At 71.5% G+C, this 24,733-nt stretch carries 18 protein-coding genes; 8 read left to right on the top strand and 10 right to left on the bottom strand.

Features of this window, described 5'->3' with window-relative positions; genetic code table 11:
- Position 1: 1 nt before the first annotated feature.
- From ACNYC2_RS12150 to ACNYC2_RS12125, 6 genes are all read right to left on the bottom strand, one after another.
- The gene (locus ACNYC2_RS12150) at positions 2 to 2,599 is read right to left on the bottom strand and encodes a GNAT family N-acetyltransferase (protein ID WP_419707271.1); all 2,598 of its coding nucleotides are present in this window, start codon (positions 2,597 to 2,599) and stop codon (positions 2 to 4) included.
- A 23-nt stretch (positions 2,600 to 2,622) separates the two neighbouring features.
- Positions 2,623 to 5,088: a GNAT family N-acetyltransferase gene (locus ACNYC2_RS12145; protein ID WP_419707270.1), complete on the bottom strand. Its 2,466-nt coding sequence runs from the start codon at positions 5,086 to 5,088 to the stop codon at positions 2,623 to 2,625.
- Positions 5,085 to 6,464, bottom strand: coding sequence for a lysine N(6)-hydroxylase/L-ornithine N(5)-oxygenase family protein (locus tag ACNYC2_RS12140; protein WP_419707269.1), 1,380 nt, complete (start codon positions 6,462 to 6,464; stop codon positions 5,085 to 5,087). The genes ACNYC2_RS12145 and ACNYC2_RS12140 overlap by 4 nt, the downstream gene beginning before the upstream one ends.
- Entirely contained in the window at positions 6,461 to 8,068 is a 1,608-nt protein-coding gene (locus ACNYC2_RS12135; protein ID WP_419707268.1) for a pyridoxal phosphate-dependent decarboxylase family protein, read from the bottom strand. Before ACNYC2_RS12135 ends, ACNYC2_RS12140 begins: the two co-directional genes overlap by 4 nt.
- 189 nt (positions 8,069 to 8,257) lie before the next feature.
- Positions 8,258 to 12,028: an Ig-like domain-containing protein gene (locus ACNYC2_RS12130; RefSeq protein ID WP_419707267.1), complete on the bottom strand. Its 3,771-nt coding sequence runs from the start codon at positions 12,026 to 12,028 to the stop codon at positions 8,258 to 8,260.
- 53 nt (positions 12,029 to 12,081) lie between these two features.
- Positions 12,082 to 12,966, bottom strand: coding sequence for a glycoside hydrolase family 16 protein (locus ACNYC2_RS12125; RefSeq protein WP_419707266.1), 885 nt, complete (start codon positions 12,964 to 12,966; stop codon positions 12,082 to 12,084).
- Positions 12,967 to 13,177: 211 nt separating this feature from the next.
- Between ACNYC2_RS12125 and ACNYC2_RS12120 the strand changes: the two genes are divergently transcribed.
- From ACNYC2_RS12120 to ACNYC2_RS12110, 3 genes are all read left to right on the top strand, one after another.
- Positions 13,178 to 13,564: a hypothetical protein gene (locus ACNYC2_RS12120; protein ID WP_419707265.1), complete on the top strand. Its 387-nt coding sequence runs from the start codon at positions 13,178 to 13,180 to the stop codon at positions 13,562 to 13,564.
- An 89-nt stretch (positions 13,565 to 13,653) separates the two neighbouring features.
- A complete protein-coding gene (locus ACNYC2_RS12115) occupies positions 13,654 to 14,394 on the top strand; it encodes an alpha/beta fold hydrolase (protein WP_419707822.1) in 741 nt (246 codons plus the stop codon).
- A complete protein-coding gene (locus ACNYC2_RS12110) occupies positions 14,391 to 16,034 on the top strand; it encodes a SpoIIE family protein phosphatase (RefSeq protein WP_419707264.1) in 1,644 nt (547 codons plus the stop codon). Before ACNYC2_RS12115 ends, ACNYC2_RS12110 begins: the two co-directional genes overlap by 4 nt.
- A gap of 11 nt (positions 16,035 to 16,045) precedes the next feature.
- On the opposite strand, the gene ACNYC2_RS12105 is transcribed toward ACNYC2_RS12110, so the two are convergent.
- Positions 16,046 to 16,417: a VOC family protein gene (locus ACNYC2_RS12105; RefSeq protein ID WP_419707263.1), complete on the bottom strand. Its 372-nt coding sequence runs from the start codon at positions 16,415 to 16,417 to the stop codon at positions 16,046 to 16,048.
- Between the two features lie 69 nt (positions 16,418 to 16,486).
- Here ACNYC2_RS12105 and ACNYC2_RS12100 point away from each other — a divergent pair, with 69 nt between their 5' ends.
- A complete protein-coding gene (locus ACNYC2_RS12100) occupies positions 16,487 to 16,933 on the top strand; it encodes a MarR family winged helix-turn-helix transcriptional regulator (RefSeq protein ID WP_419707262.1) in 447 nt (148 codons plus the stop codon).
- 79 nt (positions 16,934 to 17,012) lie between these two features.
- Here the strand turns inward: ACNYC2_RS12100 and ACNYC2_RS12095 are convergent, their stop codons facing one another.
- A complete protein-coding gene (locus ACNYC2_RS12095; RefSeq protein ID WP_419707261.1) occupies positions 17,013 to 19,238 on the bottom strand; it encodes a carbohydrate-binding protein in 2,226 nt (741 codons plus the stop codon).
- A 240-nt stretch (positions 19,239 to 19,478) separates the two neighbouring features.
- On the bottom strand, positions 19,479 to 20,495 hold the full coding sequence (locus ACNYC2_RS12090; protein WP_419707260.1) for an NADPH-dependent oxidoreductase: 1,017 nt from the start codon (positions 20,493 to 20,495) through the stop codon (positions 19,479 to 19,481).
- Between the two features lie 113 nt (positions 20,496 to 20,608).
- On the opposite strand from ACNYC2_RS12090, the gene ACNYC2_RS12085 reads away from it, so the two are divergent.
- Positions 20,609 to 20,980, top strand: coding sequence for a hypothetical protein (locus ACNYC2_RS12085; protein ID WP_419707259.1), 372 nt, complete (start codon positions 20,609 to 20,611; stop codon positions 20,978 to 20,980).
- 120 nt (positions 20,981 to 21,100) lie between these two features.
- Entirely contained in the window at positions 21,101 to 21,784 is a 684-nt protein-coding gene (locus ACNYC2_RS12080) for a DsbA family protein (protein WP_419707258.1), read from the top strand.
- A gap of 135 nt (positions 21,785 to 21,919) precedes the next feature.
- On the opposite strand, the gene ACNYC2_RS12075 is transcribed toward ACNYC2_RS12080, so the two are convergent.
- On the bottom strand, positions 21,920 to 22,090 hold the full coding sequence (locus ACNYC2_RS12075; RefSeq protein WP_419707257.1) for a hypothetical protein: 171 nt from the start codon (positions 22,088 to 22,090) through the stop codon (positions 21,920 to 21,922).
- A gap of 96 nt (positions 22,091 to 22,186) precedes the next feature.
- Here ACNYC2_RS12075 and ACNYC2_RS12070 point away from each other — a divergent pair, with 96 nt between their 5' ends.
- Positions 22,187 to 24,190 (top strand): Hint domain-containing protein, encoded by a 2,004-nt coding sequence (locus ACNYC2_RS12070; RefSeq protein ID WP_419707256.1) that lies wholly within the window; start codon positions 22,187 to 22,189, stop codon positions 24,188 to 24,190.
- Positions 24,187 to 24,726: a hypothetical protein gene (locus ACNYC2_RS12065; RefSeq protein WP_419707255.1), complete on the top strand. Its 540-nt coding sequence runs from the start codon at positions 24,187 to 24,189 to the stop codon at positions 24,724 to 24,726. Before ACNYC2_RS12070 ends, ACNYC2_RS12065 begins: the two co-directional genes overlap by 4 nt.
- Positions 24,727 to 24,733: the final 7 nt, after the last annotated feature.

Raw genomic sequence — 24,733 nt, 5'->3', positions numbered from 1 at the left:
GCTAGCGGACCACCCGGCCGCGGGCCGACTCCTCGCGCCTCAGGTACGCCATCCGGGCCACCTTGGGACCCTGCGGCGAGTCGTACGACACCCGCTCGCCCGCGGTGAAGCCCATGGCGACCATCCGACTGATGGCTTTCTCGTTGTTCGCGTCCGGCTCCCCGACCAGCCGCCGGGTGCCCGGCCCGGCGAACAGGAACTCGTGCAGGGCCGGACCGAGGACTGTCCACGGGTTGTCGGGCGCGCCGTGCCGGGCGGTGGGCCCGCGGCTCCCGAGGAAGAAGTGCATGCCGAGGTCGCCCGGCTCGGCGTCGTAGGCGGTGGCGATCGGGTCGTGCTCGGGGAGGTACGCCTGCAGGAGCACCACGGGCTCGCCGTCCCACCGCACCAGGTAGGCGTGATGCGTGGGCAGGGACTCGACGAACGCGTAGGTGTCCCGCACCTCGTCCCGCGCATGGTCGCCCATGCCCCAGAAGCCGGCCCGCGGCTGGGTGAACCAGCCGTGCAGCACGTCGGCGTCGGCGTCCGGGTCGAGCATGTGCACCGTGATGAGGCCGGCCGCGCCGAAGTAGCTGCGCCACACCTCCGCCCCGCGCGGGCCGTTCAGCAGCCGCAGGGTCGTGTCCGCGGGGTGCAGCCGGTCCCAGTCGGTGACGACGGGGGCGGTGGCGGCGTCGGCCCAGGTGGCGTGCTGGTCGTCGAAGTGCGGGCTGCCAGGACGGCCGTCGGCGCCGAAGGGCACGCCCCAGCGGCTGTTGGCGCGGTCCGCCAGGTCCCAGACGTAGCGCGCGACGGAGCCGCGGTAGGCGGTGGCCGCCACGCCAGGCGACCCGCCGGTGCAGCGGACCGTGTCGTTGTTCCCGGAGACGGGCGCCGGGGTCACGCCGGCCGCCGGGTCGCCCGGACCCGGCACCGGGTGCAGCGGGGCGGGGACGTGCAGCTCGCCCCAGGTGGGCTCGCCCTCGGCGGACACCTCGGCCAGCGCCGCGCGCGCCTCGGCCGCGGAGTCGATCCGCAGCCAGTCGGCGGCAAGGATGTTGGCGAGCCCGGCCCCGACCGCCGTCGGCACGTCGAACACGCCGCCGAGCACCGGGGCGAAGGCAGGGTCCTGCCCGTGCGGCTCGTGCAGGGGCGCGAGCACGGGGTGCCGGGCGAGGCGGTGCGTCAGGGTGTCCCGCCACCGCATGTACAGGGCGGCGTCCGTCGAGCCGGCGTCGACGTGGGCGCCGTCCGCGACCCAGGCGCGCAGGCGGACGGCGGCCGGCGAGGCGTCGGCGGCGAGGTGCGCGACGAGCCCGGCCGCGCCGAGGTCGCGGGTGTCGCCGTGGATCCGCGCCTGCGTCGCGGGCGACTCCGGGACGGTCGCCGCGGCGAGCAGCTGCCGGATCCGCTCCGCGCGGTGCGGCGCGTACGACCAGCCGAGGTCGTGCGCCTCCCGGCCGGGGCGGACGTCGCGCGGGCCGAGGCCCGGGCGGCCGTCCAGCTCGGCGGGCGGCTGGGTCACGGGCCGCTCGTTCGCGTCGACGGCGACCTGGGTCACCGCGACCGGCGCGGGGAGGTCCACGTACCCGTCGGCGGGCTTGGCGGCGGACAGCGCGCGGTCGGCGGCGGCGGGGACCTTGCCCGCCGTCATGCTGAGCACCTCGCCGGTGCTGTCCGCGGCGAGGACCCGGTTGACCGGGTCGACCCAGCCGCTGAACGCCTCGGCCACTTCGCCGACGGTGCGGGCGTGCAGCAGGGCGCGCCAGGACGCGACGCCGGCGTCGGCCAGCTCGCGCGCCGGCCAGTGCAGGTGCCAGCCGTCGGCGCCGGCGCTGTCCGCGCCGTCGGCGACCACCTCGACATGGTGCGCGATGGCGTTGGTGATGCCCCAGGCGACGGAGCCCGTGTGGCCGAAGTGCGGGATGCCGGGCACCCCGGGGAAGGCGAAGCCGAGCACGTCGTACGGCGCGGCCGGGTCGGTGCAGGCGAGCCGGACCTGCTGGTAGGGGCCGGGGAGCTCGAGCGTGCGGTGCGGGTCCCCCGCGACGAGCGGGCTGCCCGACGAGGTGTTCGAGCCGTGCACCGCCCAGGCGTTCGAGCCGGACGTCGGCCCGGCGTCTGCCGCGAACAGGCCGAGCACCTGCTCCAGCGGCACGCCCGGCACGTGCAGGTGCCGGGCGACGTGCTCGCGCCACAGGATGCTCGGGAAGCCGTTGAACAGCACGTGCGCGGTGAGGAACACCCCGATCGGCGTCCACGGCTGCCAGGGCTCGTGCGGCACCCCGGCCAGCTCCGGCACGTCCCGCCCGCCGGCGAGCAGGCCGGCGCTCACGCCGTCCGCGTACGCGGCGAGCCACTCCTGCTCGGGCCGATCCAGGGCGTCGTAGATCTCGCGGGCCGTGGCGGCCAGCCGCTCCCGCGCCGCGAACCGGTCCCAGGCGTCGCCCGCCGCGCCGGCGAGCTGGGCGTAGCGCTCCTCGGCCCGCATCCGGTCGGCCTCGATCTGCAGGCCGCGGTCCTGGGCGGTCACCCAGCCCTGGCCGTAGGCCAGCGCGGTCTCGGAGGCGGCCCGCACGTGCGGGATGCCGAGGTCGTCACGGAACAGGTCAAACTCCACGTTACCCATCATCTCTCGAATCATCAGTGGGTTCTTCGCCCGGCCGGGTTGGCCAGGGTCCCGGCGTAGATCAGCGACTCCGACTGGTTCGTCAGGTCGACCATCTGGAGGGTGTTGCGCAGCTGCAGCCGGTTGAGGCACGAGTGCGCGAAGCGCGCGGCCCGCAGGTCGATCCCGAGCCCCGGCCCGCGGAGGGTCTCCGGGTGCTCCGCGGCGTGCCGGTCGATGGTCTCCGCGACGAGCGCCCAGAAGCGGTCCTCGCCCAGCACGCCGTCCTCGGCGAGGATGCCGGACAGGTGGCGCAGCACGCCGTCGAACACGTCGGTGAAGATCGCGAGCGCCTTCTCCTCGTCGTCGACCACCTCGCGGATGCGTTCGATCCGGTCGGGCAGGGGCTGGTCGCCGAGGACCACCACCTCCTCGCCGATGTCCTTCATGACGGCGCGGCGGACCACGCCGTCGTGCAGCACGAGGATGAGGTTCTCGCCGTGGGGCATGAACGCCAGCTCGTAGGTCAGCAGGCAGTGCACGAGCGGGTAGAGGTAGGCGTCGAGGTAGGCGCGCAGCCACTCCTCGGGCGCGATGCCGGACTCGCGGACCAGGGCGGTCGCGAACGCCTTCCCGGTCACGTCCCGGTGCAGCAGGCTGGCCATGGTCACCAGTCGCTCGCCCGCGGCGAGGCGCGGTACCGGCGACTCGCGCCAGAGGGCGGCGAGCATCTTGCGGTGCGGATTGGGCGCGGGCGTGCGGTGGTAGACGTCGCCCGTGTAGCCGATGGACGCGACCTCGCGCAGGACGCCGAACCCGGCGCCCTGCAGGGTCGCGTCGTTCGTCACCAGGTCCGCGACCCAGTCGTTGATCGACGGCGTGGCGCGCATGTAGGCGGGCGACAGGCCGCGCAGGAACCCCATGTTCTGGATGGCGAGCGCGACCTTGACGTAGTGCCGTTCGGGGCGCGTGCGGTTGAACATGGTGCGGATCGACTGCTGCGGCTGGTACTCGTCCGAGCCGGGGCCGAGCGGCACGAGGTCGCCGCGGGCGACGTCGGCGGCGAAGGTGATCGCGACGCGGTGCTCCCACTGCCAGGGGTGCACGGGCAGGTAGAGGTAGTCGGCGGGGTCGAGGCCGCGGGCGGCGAGCCGGTCGGCGAAGGCCGCGCGCTCGGCGTCGGACAGCTCGGCGCCGTAGTGGCCCTGCTCGCTCTGGTCTGCCGCGAGCGCGAGGTGGGTGTGCTCGCGGCGGGCGGCGAGCCACAGCATGCGCATGCGGGCGCCGCGTTCGGGCGCGTAGGCGCGGTAGTCGCTCAGGGAGAAGCCGATGCGGCCGTTGTTCGCGACGAAGCCGGGGTGACCCTCCGACATGGCTGCCTCGACCTGCTGGAAGGCCTCGGCGGCGGCCCGGGTGCCGGACGCCGTCCGCATCGCCTCGAGCAGGCCGCTCACCGACGGGGTGTGCCCGTCGAGCTCGCGCTCCCGCTTCGCGGCGGCGCTGGCCAGGGTGGAGGAGAGCTCTTCGAGGTAGGTCGCGAGCATGGCGTCGGGTACTTGCAGCAGGGGCTGCAGCTCGGTGACCAGCTCGAGCGCGTCGACGGGCAGCTCGACGTCGCCGCGCATCCCCGCGGTGGCCGTACGGCGGACCGACGCCGGGTCGACCACCCAGTGCTCCAGGGCGTACCGGCGGGCGGTGTACCGGTAGGTGACGCCGTCGAGCGCGAGGCGGAAGCCGTCCGCCGGGGCGCCGGGGGCGTCGTCGGGCTCCGGCTGGAACAGCCGCTCGTGCGCGAGCTCGGCGAGCGCCTTGGCCGCGAGGTGCCGGTGGGCGTGCTCCATGTGGTCGGCGGTCAGGTGGGTGGCGAGCAGGTCGGAGCCGGGGAGCGGGCCGTCGCCCAGGGCGGACGCCGCGAAGTCGGCGCGGGTGGCGACGCTCAGCGCGGCGCGCTTGGCGTGCGCGCCGCGGCCGAGGTCCAGCTCGCGCAGGACGCGGAAGCCGGCGGCGGCGTTCTTGTCGGCGATCTTCCGGTTGCCGACGTCGGGCTCGACGACGACGCGGGTGGCGCCCTGACCGCCGTGGCCGTCGGGCACGGCGTCGGTGAGGCAGAACCGCATGACCGCCGTCATGACGGCGTCGGTCATGCCGTGCCGCGGGTTGACGGGCGGGGCGACCAGCAGGTGCATGCCCAGGTCGCCGGGCAGGGCGTCGTGGACGTCGGCGAGCAGGACGTGCGCGGGGTCGTACGTCTCGGTCATGAAGACGGGCTCGCCGTCGAGGCGGCCGAGCCAGGCTGCCTCGTGGAGGCCTGCCTGGACGCCGGCGAGGTACTCGCGCACCTCGTCGACGCGCAGCTCTGCCATCTGCCAGTACGAGGCGGCGGGGTGCGCGAGCCAGCCCTGGACGAGCTCGGCGTCCCGGTCCGGGTCGATGGGCTCGATGGTGATCTCGCCGAGCCGGGTGGTCGTGGTGAACGTGTGCACGGTCGTTTGGGCGGTCACCGGGCGGCCTCCATCTCGTCGGGCTGGTTGGTCTTTGCCTCGGCGGCTACCGGCAGGCCGAACTGCTGGAACGCGATCCGGCGCTCCGTCGCGTACGGCTCGCGGCCCGTGACGTTAGCGAGGATCACGGAGTTGCGCCAGGGTCCGAACCCCAGGTCTGGCGCGGTGACCCCGTGGGTGTGCTCCTCGCCGTTGACGACGTGGATCCGCCGGTCGTCGTCGACCGTGTAGTCGCGGGCGACGGCGTAGCGGCCGCGGTGGTCGAGGTTGACCAGGCCGGGCGCCAGGAAGCCGGGCGCCGTCGGCGCGTAGCCGGTGGCGACGACGAGCGCCCGGGTGCGGTGCTCCGCCGTCGTGCCGAGCTGGGCGTGTCGCAGCGTCAGGACGTACTCGCCCGCGCCGTCGGCGTCGAACCGGGCGGCGGTCACCTCGGTGTCGGACAGGAGCGTGGTCGGCACCTCGGCACCCAGCGCGGACTTGCGGTACAGGGTGTCGTAGATGTCGTCGATCAGGTCGCCGCTGATCCCCTTGTAGAGGTTGCGCTGCTCGCGGGCCAGGACGTCGCGCTGCTCGATGGGCAGGGACACGTAGTGGTCGGTGTACTCGGGCGACGTCATCTCGAGCGTCAGCTTCGTGTACTCCATCGGGAAGAACCGCGGCGAGCGGGTCACCCAGTCCACCTGGTGCTCCCCTGGGCCCGTACCGCAGCCGTCCAGCAGGTCGCGGTACACCTCGGCGGCGGACTGCCCGCTGCCGACCACCGTCACGGAGCCGGACGCCGCGAGCTCCGCGCGGTGCGGCAGGTAGTCGCTGGTGTGCACGACGGGGCCCGCCCCCTCCAGGTCCTGGAGGTGAGCCGGGAGGCGCGGCTGCGTCCCGGTGCCGAGCACGATGTGCTTGGCACAGTATTTCTCGACAGACCTCTCGGCCCCCCGGACGGTCTCGGCGGTCACCTCGAACACGTAGCCACCGTCCGCCGCCGGGTCGGCGACCCGGACGATGCTCGTCACGCGCCGCCCCCAGCGCAGCGCCGGCAGCTGCTCGGCGACCCAGCGGCAGTACTGGTCGTACTCGGCGCGCAGCGGGTAGAACGACTCACGGATGTAGAACTGGTACAGCCGCCCCGTGGCCTTGAGCCACGCCAGGAACGAGTACGGCGACGTCGGGTCCGCCATCGTCACCAGGTCGGCCAGGAACGGCACCTGCAGCGTGGTGCCCTCGATGAGCATCCCGGCGTGCCAGGAGAACCCGTCGCGCTGGTCGAGGAACACCGCCTCGACGTCGTCGAGGGGGTCCGCGAGCGCCGCGAGCCCGAGGCCGAACGGGCCGATCCCGATGCCGAGCAGGTCATAGGTGGTGGTCGGGGCGGCGGTCATCGCTGCTCTCCGTCGGCATGCAGGTCGGTGCGGGCCAGCCGCGGGTGCACGTCGCGGCAGGGCGGCTCGTCGGCGTCCAGCAGCGCCTCCCCCGCGAGCAGGCCGTGGGCGGCCGAGCGGACGAGCTCGAGCACGCCGCGGATGTCGGCGAGCGTCGCGTCGGGGTTGAGCAGCGTGAGCTTGAGGCAGGGGCGGCCGTCGATGACGGTCTTGGCGACCAGGGCGCGGCCGGAGTCGAACAGCACGCGCCGCACCTGCGGCACGAGGGCGTCCGCGCGGGCGGCGTCGAGCCCCTCGGGCTGGTAGCGGAACAGGACGGTGGACAGCTGGGTGGTGCCGACCACCCGGAAGTCGTGGTCCGTCGCGAGGTCCTGGTGCACCGCGGCGGCGAGGTCGCAGACGGCGTCGACCATCGCGCCGACGCCGTCCGCGCCCAGGGCGCGCAGCGTGACCCAGAGCTTGAGCGCGTCGAACCGGCGGGTCGTCTGCAGGGACTTGTCGACCTGGTTGGGCTCGGCGTTCTCCTCCGGGTTGAGGTAGTCGGCGTGCCAGGCGACGGGCGCGAGGTCGGCCCGCTCCCGGACGACGAGCGCGCTGGAGGACACGGGCTGGAAGAACGACTTGTGGAAGTCGACGGTGACGCTGCGGGCGCGCTCGATGCCGTCCAGCAGGTGGCGGCGGCGCGGGCTCACCAGCAGGCCGCAGCCGTAGGCGGCGTCCACGTGCAGCCAGGTGCCGACGGCGTCGCACAGGTCGGCGATCGGGTCGAGGGGGTCGATGCAGCCGCGGTCGGTGGTCCCGGCGGTCGCGACGACGGCGATGACAGTGTCGCCGGTGCGCTCGATGTCGACGAGGGTCTGGGCCAGGGCGTCCGGGCTCATGCGGCCGTCGGAGTCGGTGCCGACGGTGACCACCGCGTCGTCCGGCAGGCCGAGCAGCAGGGCGGACTTGGCGATGCTGAAGTGGCTCACCGCGGTGGCGAGGATGCGCATGGACTCCAGCCGGGTCCCGGCGCGGCGCGACTTCTCGCGGGCCAGGAACAGGGCCTGGAAGTTGGACTGGGTGCCGCCGGACGTGAAGATGCCGTCGGCGACCGCCGCGTCGTCCTCCGCGCCGACCGCGAAGCCGATGCGGCCGGCGGTCCACTCGACCAGGCGGCGCTCCATGAACGTGGCGACGGTCGACTGGTCGTAGGTGTCCACGGACGTGTTGATGGCGGCGAGCATCGTCTCCGCGCCGATCGCGGGCAGCGCCACCGGGCAGTTCAGGTGTGCCGTGTACGTGGGCTCGTGGAACCAGATCGCGTGCTGCGCGTACAGGTCGCCGGCCTCGCGCAGCGCCTCCCGCGTGCCGGACGGCGGGCCGTCGAGGTCCACGGCGTCCACCAGGGCGCGCAGCTCGGAGCGGCTCGCGCCGGAGAACGGCTGCGTGACGGCGGCGAGCCGGGCGGCGACGTCGTCGGCGACCTCGCGGACCGTGTCCGCGTAGACGCTCGCGGTGGCCCCGCGCAACAGTGCTGTCGTGTCGTGGCTCGCGCCCGGGACGGGCGTCACGGTCACTGGCTGAGTCGCTGGCTGCGTCGCTGCGGGCAGGCGTGAGGGCATGCGGAAGGCTCCTCGAAAAGGGATGGGGAAGCGATGGGGAAGGTACCGGCGAAGTACCGCCACGCCGCCCGGAGTGGGCGACGTGGCGGTACTTAGGTTTGCCTGACCTAACTTAATCGTTCGGGGAGCCGCGTCAAGACGTGGGTGAAACGAGCTTCGTGGTACAGGTCACTCTGGTCACCCGGACCCTCAGCTTCCGTGCCCGGGCCGCACCACCAGCCGCAGGACGAGCTTCGTGCCCGAGGTCGTGCCACGCAGCACCAGGTCGTAGCCGCCCGGACGCACCCGCGGGACCACGAAGCGCGGGGTGACCGTGCCGCCGTCCGTCGCCGTCACCTCGCCCAGGGGCAGGGACGGGTGCGTCCGCAGCGTGACGGACACCGCCTCGCCGGGCGCGAAGCCACCCGCGGCGAACGTGACCTCCCGCCCGACGGCGCCGTGCACGGGCCACGGCGCGACGGTCACCGTGGCGACCGCGACCAGCCCGGTCCCCGCTACAGCGCCGCGCACGGTGAACGTCCCGGCCTCGGCGTACGCGGCCTCCTCGACGGCCTCCCAGTCGACGGCGGACGTCGTCCGGCCGCCCCCGGCGAGCGTCACGCCCACCGTCTCCGGGAGCACCGGCGCCCTGCGGGCCACCGTGCCGACCCCCACCGCGTCGACACTCTCCGGCTCGTCCCAGAACCGCGTGCGCAGGAAGGTCGCGGTCGACGTCGCGCGGGTACTGTTCGCCGTGGCGGTGACGCCCGCGTCGAGCTCGGCGTCGGCGCCGGTCAGCGGCGCGGTCCCGACCTGCGACCACGGCCGTTCGGGCGACGTGCGGTAGTAGCCCGTCATGGTGCTCTCGTCCGTCCGCTCGAGACGGAGCTCGACGGGCGCCGTCGCGAGCGCGACCTTGCTGCCCTCGCTGTCGAGCCAGCCGTCACCGTTCGAGTCCCACTGCAGGTAGGCGCCCGAGGGGCTGGTCACCAGGTCGACGTAGCCGTCGGCGCTCCCCTTGCCGGCCGCCGACAGGTCGTTGCGGACGACGAGGCCCGCGCGCGGGTCGGCGCTCGCCCCCCGGTCCAGGCCCGCCACATACGTCTGCACGGACCCGCCGACGGGCAGCCGGCCCGGCTGGTAGACGACGCTGAGGTTGTCCTTGTTGGTCCACAGCCCGTCGTCGGAGTCGGAGACACGGAACGCCGCCCCCTCCCCCTCGCAGGCCGACCCCGGACGGGTCGCCAGCGTGGCGAACCGCCACGGCGCGCTCACCGCGTCATCGACGCATCCCGTGGCGGCGAACGCGACCGTGTACGTCCGCGTCGTGCGCCCGTCGGGCGCCGTGACCGTCACCCGTGCGGCCGCCTGGTCGGCGCGGACGGCCACCGTCGCGTCGTCCTGGACCGGGTCGGCGGTCACCTCGGGGACGGGTCCCCACGGTCCCGGGTCCACCCGGTAGTCGAGCGTGGCGGCGTCGAACCCGGGGACGGCGTCGCCGTCGACCGCGAGGCCCGTCAGCCGGGCGTCGCTGCGGGGGTTCAGGACGCGGACGAGATAGACCCGTTCGGCGACCGCTTCGCCGCCCTCCCTGACCGTCACCGTCACGTGCGCCCACGGGCGCTCGGCGGTGGGCTGGTCCACGGTGACGGTCGCGGCGGGATCCGCCGCGGTCCCCGTGATGACCGGCTCGGAACCGGTGGTGACCACGGTCTGGTCCCAGTCCGCGGGATCGAAGCCGTCCACGGCCTCACCGTCGACGGCAAGGGTCGCGAGATCGGTGGCCGACGTCGGCGCGAGCCCGAGGATCTCCACCTCCGCGACCGCCTGCCACGTCGCGGCCTCGGTGGTCAGCCGCAGGCGGACGCCGGTCGTGGGCGGCACGGACGACGTGTCCAGCCGGACCACGGGCGCGGGCCCGGCGGCGTCCTGGGCGACGTCGGCCGCGACGTCGCTGCGCTGCCAGTCCCCGTTGGTGTCGACGTACTCCACCGCGATCCGCGACGGCCAGGTCGCGGTGGTGCCGTCCTTGTACAGGTGGGCCACGATCTCCTGCGGCGCGCGCAGCTCGGACCACGTGTAGTCGAGGGTGCTGCCCAGCGGGTAGTTGCCCCCGGCCGCCCAGTCGTCCCAGCCCTTGCCGATCCTCCCGTCCGTGGTGCTCGCCGCGAGCTCCTGCCGCACCGAGGCCGTGACCTCCGCAGTCGGCGCGAGGTTGTGCACGCCGTGCGCGACCACCTCGACGGTGCGCCGGAACGTCCGACCGGCCGTGAACTCGTCGTCGGCGGCAAGGGTGCCCGTGATCGTCTGGGGACCCGCCGACCGGATCGCGTCCGGGCTCCACGTGACGGCGACGTCGGTGGCGACGCCGTTCGCCGTGACCTCCACCGTGCCGGGCAGGGCCTCCGTGAGGTCGTCGTTGGTGCGGACGCTCTCCGGGAGCCGGTCGTCGCTGACCTCCCAGATGTACCGGCCCGCGCCCTTGTCGTCCCAGTACTCGCCGGTCCACCCGTCCGCCCAGCGGGCGTCCTCGACCGCGGGGTTGCGCATCTCCAGGCTCCCGCGCTCGCCGATGGTGATCGGCAGCCAGACGTACGTGGAGTCGGCGGCGCCGGCGTTCCAGCGGTCGCCCATGTAGACGAACCGGCCGGTCGACGCGTCGAGCGGGAACACGTTGGTGGACTGCGACCCGAAGCTCGTCCGGCGCGAGTCGCCGACCGAGAGCAGCCCGTCGCCGCCCTCGGGGATCGTGTTGTAGGCGACGTTCTCGTACCTGTCGTCCGGGTCGACGCCGCGGATCCACGTGCCGAGCATCGAGTCGGCCGTGTAGTAGGTCTCCGGGTTGGGCGACCAGCCGGTCGCGCCCGAGGCGACCGTGTAGTACCTGCCGTCGTGCACGAAGACCGCAGGCGCCTCCAGGATGCCGCAGCGGCGCACTATGCCGTAGTCCGCACCGGCGACGGGTGCGCCCTCGGTGCCGTCGGCCCAGATGCGGGGGTACCGGCCGTCGGCCGAGAACTGGATGCCCACCTCGTCCTCGGTGGTCGTCTTCTCGACGTTCGTGTACTCGTCGTCGAGCTTCGCGATGTAGAGGCTGCGGTTCTCCTCCGAGGAGTAGACGACGTAGGCGGTGCCGTCGGTGTCCTGGAACACGGTCATGTCGCGGGCCTGGCCGGGCACGGCGCTCGGCATATCGCAGGCCGTCTGGTAGGTCGGCTCGTTGTAGAGGCGGTACGCGCCCTGGAGCTCGAACGGGCCCGCCGGGGAGTCGGCGACGGCGACCGCCGCCAGCGACCGGGCGTAGTTGCTGCCGCCGGGCGTGATGCTCCCGTCGGAGTGCCACCACATCACCCACTTGCCGGTGCGCTCGTTGTGGAGCACCTTCGGCCGCTCGAAGATCGCGTTGAGCTGCGCCTCGCCCGCCTCCGTCGTCGCCTTGACGTTGAGGTGGTAGAACAGCTCGTCGATGCGCTCGGCGTCCGGCGTGCCGTCGTCGGCCACTGTGTCGTAGAGCGCGTCGAAGTACTCCGACTCCAGCTCCGCGCGCGACGTGACCGAGCGCAGCACCACGCCCTCGTTGGTCCAGTTGTAGGTGTCGGTCGAGGTGTACAACGAGACGCCGGGGCTCTCGTAGTAGCCGTTGGACCGGTCCTCGCCGTACCAGTGGTAGACGGTGGTGCCGTCCTGGTCGACGGCGGTGGTCTCGCTCGCCTCGACGCCGAGCTCCTCGGCGGTCCTCGTGACGATCTGGCCGCCGTGCGCCTGGACGTGGCGCCCGTCGGTGTCGTACCAGTGCGGCCGGAAGTAGCTGCCGGACGACGCACCGGGGTCGGCCACCGCCGGATAGGAGTCGTACTCGATCGGGTCGGGGACCGTCGGCACGTCGGCCGCGGCCGGCGCGGCGAAGCCGGCCGCGCCGGCCGCGAGCGCGAGGACCGTGGCGGCTGCCGCCAGTCCGCGCGAGGTACGTCGAATGCTCATGGGTGGAAGTTCCTCACGCGTCGTTGCGGTGATCGGCCGGCCCTGCGGACCGATCAGTTGGCGGTACGGCCCACGTAGACGTTGCGGGCCCGGAAGTGGGTGTCGGTGGTGGGCCCCGGCGAGCCCGACGCCCCCTCCATCTGCAGGTTGATGATCAGGTTCATCGGCTTGCCGACGAAGTTGGACCCGACGTGCCTGGCCTTCCACACGTCGTCGAGGTAGTAGTGGATCTCGACGTCCGTGGCGTTGATCTTGTTCATCCAGATGCGGTACTCGTGCCAGCTCCCCGGCGAGCCGACCGGGACGATCGTGTTGTCCCAGCCGCCGTCGTAGGTGTTGAACCAGTTCCGGGCGTCACCCTTGAACTCGAGGATGTCGCTCTCCGGCGGCCAGCTGTTCGCCCCCGTGATCCAGAACGCGGGCCACGTGCCCCGGGCCGACGGCGCCTGGAACTCGCCGCGGATCTCGTAGCTCGGGTAGGTGTCGTTGACGACTATCTGGTTCTTCGCGTGGATCGCCGCCGAGTGGTACCTGATCGGCAGGTGCGGGTCCTTGTTGCTGTTGCCCTCGTCCCAGGTGATCCGGGTCGCCTTGATGTTGAGCTGCCCGGCGGGCGACAGGAACAGGTGGTTGCTGTCGGTGGAGCTGGCGTACATGCGGGCGGTGCCGTTGTGGTCCGACCCCCACGGGTACAGGTAGTTCCACTCCGACTCCAGCGCGGCGCGGCTGGCGAACGAGTTCCCGTCGATCAGGGTCTCCCAGGCCATCGCCCCGGCCTCCGCGGGCGCGTTCTCGTCCGCGGGACCGGCCGGGGCCGAGGCCGCGGGGACGGACCCGCCGGCGAGCAGGAGGACCGCGGCGGCAGCAGTCGCGTACGCCGCACGCAACGGGCCGGGACGGTGTGGTGAAGGACGGCGGTTCGCGGCGCTGATCGGCATGATGTTCCCCTTTTGCTCGACTGTCGTCGTTGACTGTCTCTGTCGGGCGCTGGCCGGGCGATGGCTGCCCTGGGGGGTGCGAACTGCGATGTTAGCGCCACCATTTGGGGAGTTTGCCACCATCTGAGTGATTGGTCAAGATTGCGTCAAGTGCGGAAGATCCGGGCCGGCGAGGGGCGGAGCCGCTCCGGAAAAGTGCACTATGGGGTCCATGCCGCAGAACAGCTACCTGGTCGCTCTGTTCACCTTCGTCATCGCCGCGCTGACGACCGCCACGTGGTGGACCCTGGGCCGGGACACGACCCACGAGGTCGACGCCGCCACCGGCGCCGTCACCGGGCCCTACGAGACGCCTCAGGTGATCGCGTGCGTGGTGGTGCTCGTCGCTCTGGTGGTGGTCGGCGCCCTGGTGCTCCCGGCCTGGCTCGCGGTGCTCGCGGTCAGCCTGCCCTTCACGGCCGCCTGGACGCTCCACGCCTCGTCGACGGACGACTCGGGGCTCTGGGCGGTCGGCGCGATCCTCGTCCTGATCGGCACGCTCGTGGGCAGCACGGTGGTCACCGCGGTCACGCGCGCTCTCGTGCGCAACCGATCGTGAGCAGGTCCGGTACTCCCTAAACTGGGCCGGTGAGCATCTCCACCCGGCACAACACCAGGATCGCCGGCCGTCCGGCGGGCGCCCCTGCCATGGTCCTCGCCCACGGCTTCGGCTGCGACCAGTCCATGTGGCGGCTGGTGGCCCCGGCCTTCGAGGACGACTACCGGGTGGTCCTGTTCGACCACGTAGGCGCCGGCGGTTCGGACCTCACGGCGTACGACCCCGACCGGCACGCGTCCCTCCAGGGCTACGCGGACGACGTCGTCGAGCTCCTCGAGGAGCTCGCGCTCGGCCCGGTCGTGTTCGTCGGCCACTCGGTGAGCGCGACGATCGCGCTGCTCGCGGCCGCACGGCGGCCGGACCTCTTCGACCGCCTGGTGCTGGTCGGCCCCAGCCCGCGCTACATCGACGACGACGGCTACCGCGGCGGGTTCACGGCCGAGGAGATCGACGAGCTGCTGGAGACCATGGACGCCAACTACCTCGGCTGGTCCGCGTTCATCGCGCCGGTGATCATGGGCAACGCCGACCGGCCCGAGCTCGGCGAGGAGCTGACCAACTCGTTCTGCCGCACGGACCCGGCCATCGCCAAGCGGTTCGCCCGCACGACCTTCCTCTCCGACAACCGCGCGGACCTGGCCGCCGTCCGCACGCCGAGCCTCGTGGTCCAGTGCCGGGAGGACGCCATCGCGCCGGTCGAGGTGGGCGAGTACGTGCACGACCGGCTCGCCGACAGCAAGCTCACGCTCATCGACGCCGTCGGCCACTGCCCGAACCTCAGCGCTCCCGGGGAGCTGATCACCGCCATGCGCGAGTACCTCTCGCCGTGACTCCTCCGGGACGCGCCAGGTCGTGGGACTCCGCCCCCGTGGCCCTGCTCCGGCTCGACGGCGCGGGCGCGATCCTCGACGCCAACGAGACGTTCCGCGGCTGGTTCGCCGACGACGGCCGGGACCTGCGAGGCACCCGGCTGAGCGCCTTGCTGTCGGTGGGCGGCCGGATCTACTGGGAGACGCACCTCTCCCCGCTGCTGCACATGCAGGGCCGCGTCGAGGAGATCGCGGTCGAGCTGCGCGCGGGTGGCACCCGCCGTCCGGTCCTGCTCTCCGCCGAGCTGCACCGTGCCGTCGGTGCCGACAGTGCCGACAGTGCCGACAGTGCCGACAGTGACGCCGGCGACGTCCTCATCGACGTCGCCCTGTTCGACGCCCGCGAACGCTCACGGTTCGAGCGTGAGCTGATGGCGGCCCGCGCGGAGGCGGAGCGGGCCGCCGCGAGCGTCCGCACGCTCCTGACCACCACCACCGCCCTCGCTCGGGCCGCCGGCATCGAGGGCGTCTGCGAGGCACTCGTCCACGCGGCGGTCGACGAGTTCCGCGCCGGGTCCGCGTCGGTCTGGCTCGTCGACGACTCGGGGGCGCTCGTCCTGCGCGCACGGCTGGGTGACGGCCCGGCGGCGGACGTGTCGCCCGCGGCACTGACCGAGGTCAGGGCCGAGGTCGTGATCGCGCCCGACGGCCAGGTCACCGTCCCGTTGCACGGCGCGGACACCCTCCACGGCGTCCTGGTCCTGGCCCCGCGGGCGCACGCGGGCGACGACGCGCTCGACCGCGGCGCGCTGGCCGCCACCGGGCAGCAGGGCGGCGTCGCGCTCGACCGCGCGGTGCTGCACGAGCGCAGCGTGTCGGTCGCGTACGAGCTGCAGCGTGCCATGCTGACCGAGCACCTGCCGCAGCCCGACGGCGCCCGGATCAGCACCGACTACCGGCCCGCGGAACGCTCGCTCGAGGTGGGCGGCGACTGGTACGACGCCTTCTGGGTCGACGACACGATCCTCGCGCTGACAGTGGGTGACATCGTCGGGCACGGGCTGCGGTCCGCCACCACGATGGGACAGCTGCGGACCGTCGTGCGCAGCTACGCCGAGAGCGGCGTCGGCCCCGCCGGGGTGCTCGCCCGCGTGGACCGGTTCGTCCGGCGGCGCGGCGTCGGCTTCGGGTCCACGCTCGTCTACGCCGAGCTCGACGTCACGACGGGGCGGCTCGCCTTCGCGTGCGCCGGGCACCTCCCGCCCCTCCTGATGCGGTCCGACGGCAGCCCCCAGTTCCTGTGGCAGGGCCGCTGGATGTCGCTGGGGGTGGCCGACTCGACCGTCACGCCGGCCCGGCCCCCGGCCTCGATCGCGGCGGACCGGTCCGGCCTGCACGCCACCCTTCCCACGGGGCCGGAACCCGGCCAGGGAACCGTCGACCTCCGCGCCGGTGACGTGCTGTGGCTCTACACCGACGGCCTGGTCGAGCGGCGTGGCCGCAGCCTGCGCAAGGGACTGGAGGAGCTCGCCCGGGCGGCCGCCGGCGCACCCGGTAGCGCCGGCGACAAGCTCATCGCGTCGCTGCTCGGCGGCGACGTCAACGAGGACGACGACGCGTGCGTGCTCCGGTTGGAGTGGAAAGGCCCCGGAGCGCGCTGAGCGCTCCCGTGTCACGACGAGTGGATCGTGACCACGTAGCCGTCGGGGTCGCGGAAGGAGAACTGCGTTCCGAACGGTCCGTCGAACGGCTCCTGCACTATCCGCACACCGCTCGCAGCCAGGCGCTGGTGCAGTCCGGCGGCGTCCTCGTTGCGGAACCAGACGCCGATCCCGGAACCGAGGTCCCCCGCGGCGTCGAGGTCGACGCCCGGGAACGGGTCACGTACCGCGAACGCGGCTCCCCCGGCCGAGAAGACCACCGCCTGCGGGTTCGGGACCGGCAGGCGCTTCAGCCCGACCTGCTCCTCGTAGAACCGTGCGGAGACATCGCGGTCACGAACCTGGAAGGACACGAAGTCCGGGCCGCTCGTCGTAGTCGTCATGAGCTTCCTCCTGTGCGAACTGGTGTCAACATGCTGACACCGTCCACGTCCGTGTGTCAAACTGTTGACATGAACGTGGCAGAGCACACATCAGCCGAAGACCTAGGACTGCTCGTCAAGGAGACCCAGACGCTGCTGCATCAGCGGATGAGCGAGGCGCTGCGCCCGCTCGGGCTGAGCGTCCCGCAGTACGCCTGCCTCCAGGCGCTGCACGACACTCCTGGCATCACCGGCTCCGAGCTCGCACGCCGCGTGTTCGTCTCACGCCAGTCCATGAACGTCCTCCTCCAGGGGCTGGAGGGCCGGGGCCTCGTCGAGCGGTCGGACCGGCCCGGCCCACGCCGCGAGCGCGCGACGACGATCAGTGCCGCGGCGACCGAGACCCTGGCGCTCGGGCGTGCGGCCGTATCCGACGTAGCCGCCCGCATGGTGGGCGGCCTGGAGCAGGAGGACCGCGATCGGCTCCGTACGCTCCTGGCGGCATGCTCCGACGCACTCCTGCACGAGGAACGATGACGAGAACAGGATCAGGGGCGGGCGGGCCGCACGGTCCGCCCGCCCCTGATCCGGAGCCTGATCTCGAGCCGTCGCCCGGTTACGGGGTGTGGATGTTGGGCCAGGGGTAGCTGGTGACCTCGCTGCCGATGTGGAAGCTCGGGTGCGGCGGCTGGTTGTAGGCGGTGTTCTGCCAGGCGATCGCCACGCGGTACTGGACGTCGTGCATCAGCGTCGCGATGCGCAGGGTCGTCCTGTGGGGCGTGGCGTAGATGCGCAGCGCCGAGGAGTCGGCGGTCCGCCAGACGACCTCTTCGCGCCAGTCGCCGAACAGGTCCGCCGAGAGCGACGGCGTCGCCTTCGTGCCGTTGTTCGACGCGACGTTCGAGCCGGTCAGCAGCCGGCCGTTCTGGTAGTCGTCGATGGCGGTGCCGTCGAGCAGCTCCCGCTCGCCGTCGCCGTCCCACCAGGCCAGGAAGTTGATGGAGCTCGGCTTGGCGCCGACGGAGCTTCCCCCGGAGTTCCTGAGGTCCGTCACGTTCGAGGACCAGTACTCGCCCCCCGCGTTGCCGGAGGTGACGTTCGCGGCCACGCCACGGCCGTTGTCACCGCTGGGGCTCGTCTGGAACAGCACCGTGCCGTTCGAGCCGAGGAGGCTCGACGACGGGGCGGTGCCGCTCTCGTGCACCATGAACACCTCCTGACCCGCGCGGCTGGGCACGAAGTCCGAGACGTGCTGCGCGTCGCCGTGGCCCATGCGGGAGTTCCACAGCGGGTTGCCGTCCGAGCCGACCGCCATCGCCCCGTAGACCACGTCCTGCCGTCCGTCGCCGTTCAGGTCGGCGATCGACAGGCTGTGCGCGCCCTGGCCCTCGTACTGCGCGCCCCGGGTGTCGGAGTCGAAGATCCAGCGGGTCGTGAGGTCCCGGCCGTCGAAGTCCACCGCCCAGATCACCGAGCGCGTGTAGTAGCCGCGCGCGAAGATCATCGACGGCGTGGACCCGTCGAGGTACGCGGTACCGGCCAGGAAGCGGTCGACCCGGTTGCCGTAGCTGTCGCCCCAGTCGGCCACGGTGCCGCGCGGGGGCTGGTAGCTCACGGTGTCGACCGCGCCGCCGGTGCGGCCGTCGAAGATCGTCAGGTACTCCGGTCCCGTCAGGATGTAGCCGCCGCTGTTGCGGTGGTCGGCGCCGGCGTTGCCGATGACGACGCCGCGGCCGTCGCGCGTGCCGTCGGCGGTCTTCATGGCGATCTCGGCGTCGCCGTCGCCGTCGTAGTCGTAGACCTGGAACTGGGTGTAGTGCGCCCCGGACCGGATGTTGCGCCCCAGGTCGATCCGCCACAGGCGGGTGCCCTGGAGGGTGTAGGCGTCGACGATGGTGTTGTCGGTGACGCCGGACTGCGAGTTGTCCTTGGCGTTGGTGGGGTACCACTTGACGACGTACTCGTAGTCGCCGTCGCCGTCCAGGTCGGCGACGCTGGCGTCGTTGGCCTCGTGGATGCTGGAGGGCCGGCTGATCGGGATGTCGAAGTAGCCGCCCGAGCCGAACCTGACCTCGGCTCCCGAGCGGGCGCCCTCGGTGCCGCCGTTGACCGCCGCGACGGTGTAGGTCCCGTTGCCGGTGTCGAGGTAGTTCGTGGCGCCGGTGATCGGCGTCGAGTTGAGCTTCGTGCCGTCGCGGTAGACGTTGAAGCCGACGTTCTGGGCGTCGGTGCCCAGCAGCCGCCAGCTGACGAGGTTCCCGCTGCCCGAGGGCACGACGGTCACACCACGGGTGAGGTCCTCGACCTCGTAGACGCCGTTCCCGCCGCCGGGCTCCTCGGAGCCGCCGGTCGTGACGTCCAGGTAGTCGATGTTGGCCAGGCCGCCCGCGCCGGTGGCCCGCAGCCGGACGGTGTTCACCCCGGCGTTGAGCTGCGCGGTGACGGTCTGGCTCGCCCAGCTCGTCCAGGCGCCGGTGGCGCCGAACTGCGAGGTCCCCACCACTGCGCCGTTCACGAGCACCTCGCCCGGCCTGCTGTCCGTCCCGCCGTTGGCATAGCCGAACGTCAGGGTCGCCGGTCCCGCCGCGGCGGCGTCGACCCGGAACTCGACAGCGGCTCCGACGGCGTTGTCGGAGTTGCAGAACCCGCTGCCCGAGTGCCCCGCGTGGTTGGCCTCGACCAGGCCCCCGCAGACGGTGGGGGCGGTCTCCGCCTCGTGCCGGACCGTAGCGGCGTGGGCCGTGTTCAGCGCGACGACGCTCGACGCGACGACGGCGAGGCCGGAGAGCCCCGCCACGAGTGCCGCTCTGGTACTTCTTCGCCTCGATCTTGTCTCGGACATTGTTCGCTCCTCTGTGCGGTGGCTCGTCTTTGAGGTGGCTCGTCGTTGAGTTCGCTCGGCCGTTTGGGGCACGGGCTGAGGGCTGGCGAGGTGCGGTGACGACGGCGGGGCTCCATCGCCACGGTGTCGTCCACCACCGAACTTGAATCGATCTAATCGGCGTCGTCGACCGTAGGGTAAGCGTTTGCCCGGTGTCAACGAGCAGCACCTACTTAAACGATTCGTCGCGCTTCCGGGACGTCACCACGACGGCATGCCCAGCGCGGCCAGCGCCGAGCGCAGCCGTTCCCGTCCCCGCAGCGACCCGTTGCCGCGCATGCGGGTCAGAACGCGCCCGATCCACCCTCCCGTGAAGCCCTCCTCGCGGTAGAAGGCGGTCATGCGCCGCTCGTACGCGCCCAGCGACCGGAGCTGCCGCGCCATGTCGTAGGTCTCGTGGTGCAGGACGACGGCCTGCGGCAGACGGGGCTTGACCCGACCCGGGCATGCCGGGTCCGGGCTGCCCACGACCAGCCCCACGACCGGCGCGGTCCCCCGGGGCAGCTTCAGCTCGGCCGCGAGCGCCTCCGGGTCGTCCCGCACGCCGCCGAGGTAGACGGTGCCCAGGCCGAGGGACTCGGCGGCGACGACGGCGTTCTGGGCGGCGAGCGCGGCGTCGAGGAACGCGGTCATGGTGGTCTCGAGGTAGCCGGCGGCGTGTGCCGTCGTGCTCCGGCTCGCGGCGAGCGCGCGGACGCGGGCGAGGTCCGCGATCCAGACGAGCAGGAGCGGTGCGTCTCGCACGTGGTCCTGCTCGCCGGACAGGGTGGCGACGCGTGCGAGGCGTGCCGGGTCGTTGACGGCGACGACGCTCCAGAGCTGCAGGTTGGACGATGTCGGTGCGGACTGCGCGGCCGCGACCAGGGTGGGCAGCACGGAGGGTGCCAGCGGCCCGGGCAGGAACCGCCGGACGGAGCGGTGGCCGAGCTGGACCTCGAGCACCGATCGGGGCAGGTCGGCCGCGGCGGCGAGGGTCTCGGACACCTGCGGCGCTGCGAGGTCCGTGTGCCGGGCGTTCACGCCGTAGCGTGCGGCGACCTGGGTGCGGGCGGCGGCGAGCCGGCCGCGGTGTTCTCGCGGCCCGGGGTCGGCCTGGACCGTTCGTGCGGTGCGGGTGGTCCGGGTGGTCCGGGCCGGTTCCTGGACGGATCGGGTGGCGGGTGCGGAGGCGGTCTCGGTCGGTCGGGTGGCGACCGGAGAGGCGTCGATGGCTGTCATGAGAGCTCCGTAGGGTGGACGGAGGGCTACGCACTCATGCGGGGCGCCCCCTCGTCAAGACCCCTGGTCGTCGTCTCACGTTCCGGGCGTGCTCGACTACTGTTGGGCGCGCCATGGACGTGACTCGTCGCACTCGACCCTTCGCCGGTCTCCGACACGGGCTGGCGCGCGTCCTGGCGGCCATGTTCCTGGTGCTGGCCGTGGTCGGCGCGGGCGTGGTGTGCGGCGCTCAGCACGAGGCGACCGCCGTAGAGGCCGCAGCCGGGCCGGTCCACGACGGCCTCCGGGACTGCTCGGACCGCCACCCGCCGTCGGCGCACTGCGATCCGTTCCTGCCGGTCTCCTCCCCCGGGCCTGCCGCACCGCCCGTGCCCTCGACAGGTTGGCTGGTCTCCACCGTGGTGCACGGCGACACCCCGGTCCCTGCCAGTACGGCAGACGCAGCCGCACCGTCGCTGCACGCTCTCGGGATCTCCCGGACGTAGACCACCCCGCACCGCCGACGCGCCCTTGTGTCGGCGGCATCGGCGCGCCCTGACGTCGGGCGCGCTCCGCGTGGTTCTGCTCCGAGTCGACCGGCTTCGGCCTCCGCCCAAAGGAATCCCATGACTGCACAGCGCACGACCGCCCAGCGACCGATCACCCAACGCCTGACCTCACGCCGCCTGCTCCAGCTCGTGCTCCTGGTCGGGTTGCTCGGCCTGGTCGGCCTCCTGGTCGCGTTCATCCTGACCAGCCCCGAGCGCGACGCGGCCGGCGCCGACGTCGTGCGCGAGGACAGCCACGTCCTGAACCAGGCACCCGACGAGAAGGCGGTGCTGGTGGAGTTCCTCGACTTCGAGTGCGAGGTCTGCCGCGCCTACTACCCCACCGTCGAGCAGCTGCGCGCGGAGCACGGCGACGAGCTCACCGTCGTCATGCGCTACTTCCCGATCCCCGCGCACGCCAACTCCACCAATGCCGCCGTCGCGGTCGAGGCCGCCGCGGCACAGGGCCGGCTCGAGCCGATGTACCAGCGGATGTACGAGACGCAGGCCGAGTGGGGCGAGGCGCAGGAATCCAGGGCCGATGTCTTTCGCGGCTTCGCGCAGGAGCTCGGCCTGGACATGAACGCCTACGACGCCGCGGTCGCCGACCCGGCGACCACCGAACGGGTCCGGTCCGACTTCGACGAGGGCCGAGCGCTCGGCGTCGGCGGCACGCCGACCTTCTTCCTGGACGGCAAAAAGCTAGAGGTCACCAGCCCTGAAGCCCTGACCGAGGCCGTCCAGACCACCCTGTCCAGATAGAACCCTCGTTGAGTGCGGGCAATGTGTGTGTGGGCCAGACTGCCTCTGCCCACAAATAGCCCGCACTCAACGGGAACTGTGTTGTCAGGCTCGACCGGGACCCAGGCCACCGCGACGATCTCGGGGGCGGTGCTCCTAGCCCTCCGCGAGCCGGAGGGCCTTCTCGGTGAAGTAGGTGACCTCGCCGTCGGCGTCCTCGACCCCGAAGACGAACTTGCCCGAGTGAGTTGCCCGGACATCGACGACTGCGCCGCGTCCACGCGCGGTGACCACTTCGGCTCCTGGCGTGAAGATGCTTGTGCCCATACACCGAACTATGCGGGCGCCAGGCGGCAGCGCGCCTCCGCCGGGAGACGGATAGGGTCTTCGCCGGGGTCGTAGCTCGTGTCAGGAAGGTCGTACATGTTCGCTCGCGAGGCTCGCGCCTGGTCGGTTCGAGGGATCGCGATGGTGGCGATCACGGCGGTCGCCGTGGTCATGACTGGTTGCACAAGAGCGACGGACGCCCCGCCGCCGACGTCGACGGACGGCCGGGGCACGCCCGTGGTGGACGCCGCCTCGGAGCTGGAGAAGCTGCCCGACGTCGAACAGTTCCTGGAGCAGGCGGTCGCTCAAGTTCGGCAGAAGTACCCGGATCAGGTTCCAGAGGACTTCACGGCCGCCTCGATCATGGGCGAGCTGGACGCCATCGACGGGCACGTGGACGCCGACGGCGTGCTCGACTACGCCGCCGCGACGAGCAACCCTGCGATCACCGCGGACACGCTTGACCCGTATGCGCGAACCTACCGAGCCCTGGGCGGAGAGCTGACCGGTGTCGCGGCTGCGGACGCCGACGCGACAGGTGGCGATGACGCCGGCGCACCGGCCGAGGGTTCAGGTCGCGAGGACGCGTCACCGGCGTCGGTTGAGAACGCTTCGGTTGTCCGGTTCGACGTTGCTGACGAGAGCCAGAGCGAGGGGAAGAAGGACGATCCCCGGGTCGGTTATGAGGGACCGCGGCAGTTTGTTTCCATGACGCCCGAGTGGGTCGATGACTACAAGGCCATAGGCGACGAGATTCTTCAAGGCAAGGTTCTCTACTTCGAAGCCGAATACAATTTCGCACGCATGCGCTTCTCGGCAGAGCTGGACACCTACCTGAGCGAGCGCGCCGGCGAGGACGAGATGGTCGTCTTCTGGGGCGGGGCCATGGACGGCCCTCTTGGCGCGTGCATAGTGAATACCGAGGTCTTCCATGAGCAGGCATTCGAGCACGATGCGGAGGATTCGGAGATCTGCTTGACGCGGACGGTCAGCGGATCCACCGTTCCGGAACCGCTGCTCCCGCTCGACTCGGCCGCACCGGACTCCGCTCTGACCGTCGAAGCCGATGTCCAGCAGCTGATCATTCAGGAACTCTGGCCGATCATGAAGGACTTCATCGGCCTCACCGACCTGGAGAAGTGCTTCGCCGAGGCGGACATTCTCGCCTGCGTGATGACGCTGATCAACCTGCTGCCCGTCGGGAAGGCGATCAAGGTCGTCAAGGCGATCCCGGCGGTCGTCAGAGCTGTCGAGAAGATCGTCGCGTTCGTCGCGACGAAGGGAAAGAAGCTGCCGGTCGCGGTGCCGGCGGGGTGTTTCGCATCCTTCGCCGGATCGACACCCGTGCTGATGGCAGACGGCACGCACCAGCCCATCCGGGACGTCCGGCCCGGTGACTACGTCCACGCGACGGATCCGGTCTCCGGCGCGAACGGCCCGCGACGGGTGATCGACACGTTCGTCCACCCGGACACGCTCGTGGACCTCACGCTCGTCAGCGGGCACAAGATCACCACTACCGGCGACCACCCGTTCTGGTCCTCGACCGACCGCGCCTTCGAGTACGCGAAGGACCTCGCGCCTGGCGAGAAGGTCCTGTCGGCGGACGGAACCGAGCGGGCTGTCGGCGGCCTCGACACCGGGTCGACGCGTGAAGGGGCGGCCTACAACCTCGCGATTCTTGGTCTCCACACCTACCACGTGGGCGACGCCGAAGTTCTTGTTCACAACACTGGCTGCCTCGCGGTGCTGAAGAACTGGGAGCCGAAGACATTCAGGTATGGCAACACCACGCTCGTCCTGCAACGTCGCGGGATCCAGCACATCCTTGAAAGGCATCACCCGACGTACTTCGATCCGAAGCAGGCGAAGCAGAGCAACGATATGTTCAGGGAGTCCAGGACCATTGACGACATCGTTGACCTCATCGATCAGGTCGTCCGTCGGAAGACTGACGAACTTGAGGCAATTGCACGAAAGCCAAAACCGGAGCAGCAGGTTGGCAATGTCAAGGCTACGATCGACGGAGTGACGTACCGGCTTGGTGTGAACCAAGGAGCCATCGGCACGTTCCACCCTGTGGGGATGAGCGAACCGTGAGCGATATCACCATTCAGACTTACCTGTCCGACCGGCACGGATCTCCGAAGTTCGATCCGGTTCAGAATATTGATTCTTTTACTCAGGCGAGGTACGGGTACGTAGAAGGCTTCATAAGCATGACCATTGACGGGGTCGAAATGTTCGGCCCTGATCTTTGGGATGATGTCGGAGCACTGTGGCCGATGCTGACCAACATGCTCGACGACTGTCACGAAAACGGTCTGGGAGAGACGGGTCTCTTTGAAAGGGATATTCCGATACGTCTGGAATCCATTCGCGGCTGGCCGGGGTTCCTCCTACTTAAAGTTGGGCGGCCCGAAGGCGATCATTACGGCGTGAAGGCTCGGCGCACATCAGTTGAAGCAGCTGATTTATACCCAGCGATCGCGCGTGCCTATCTCGATACGTTCGAAAATTTCAGGCGGATCGATGCCCCGAAAGACATCGGAACGGTAAGTAAAATGATGGAAGATCACTTACGATCCTGGATCGAGGCGCCCCGAGAATCCTGGCTTCGGACCTTTCCCGGATGACCTGGCC

Origin of the sequence: Promicromonospora sp. NFX87 (assembly GCF_048564965.1) — a bacterium.
Classification (GTDB): domain Bacteria; phylum Actinomycetota; class Actinomycetes; order Actinomycetales; family Cellulomonadaceae; genus Promicromonospora.
The sequence above is the reverse complement of the archived record's forward strand: the minus strand, read 5'-3'. Positions and strand labels throughout refer to the sequence as shown.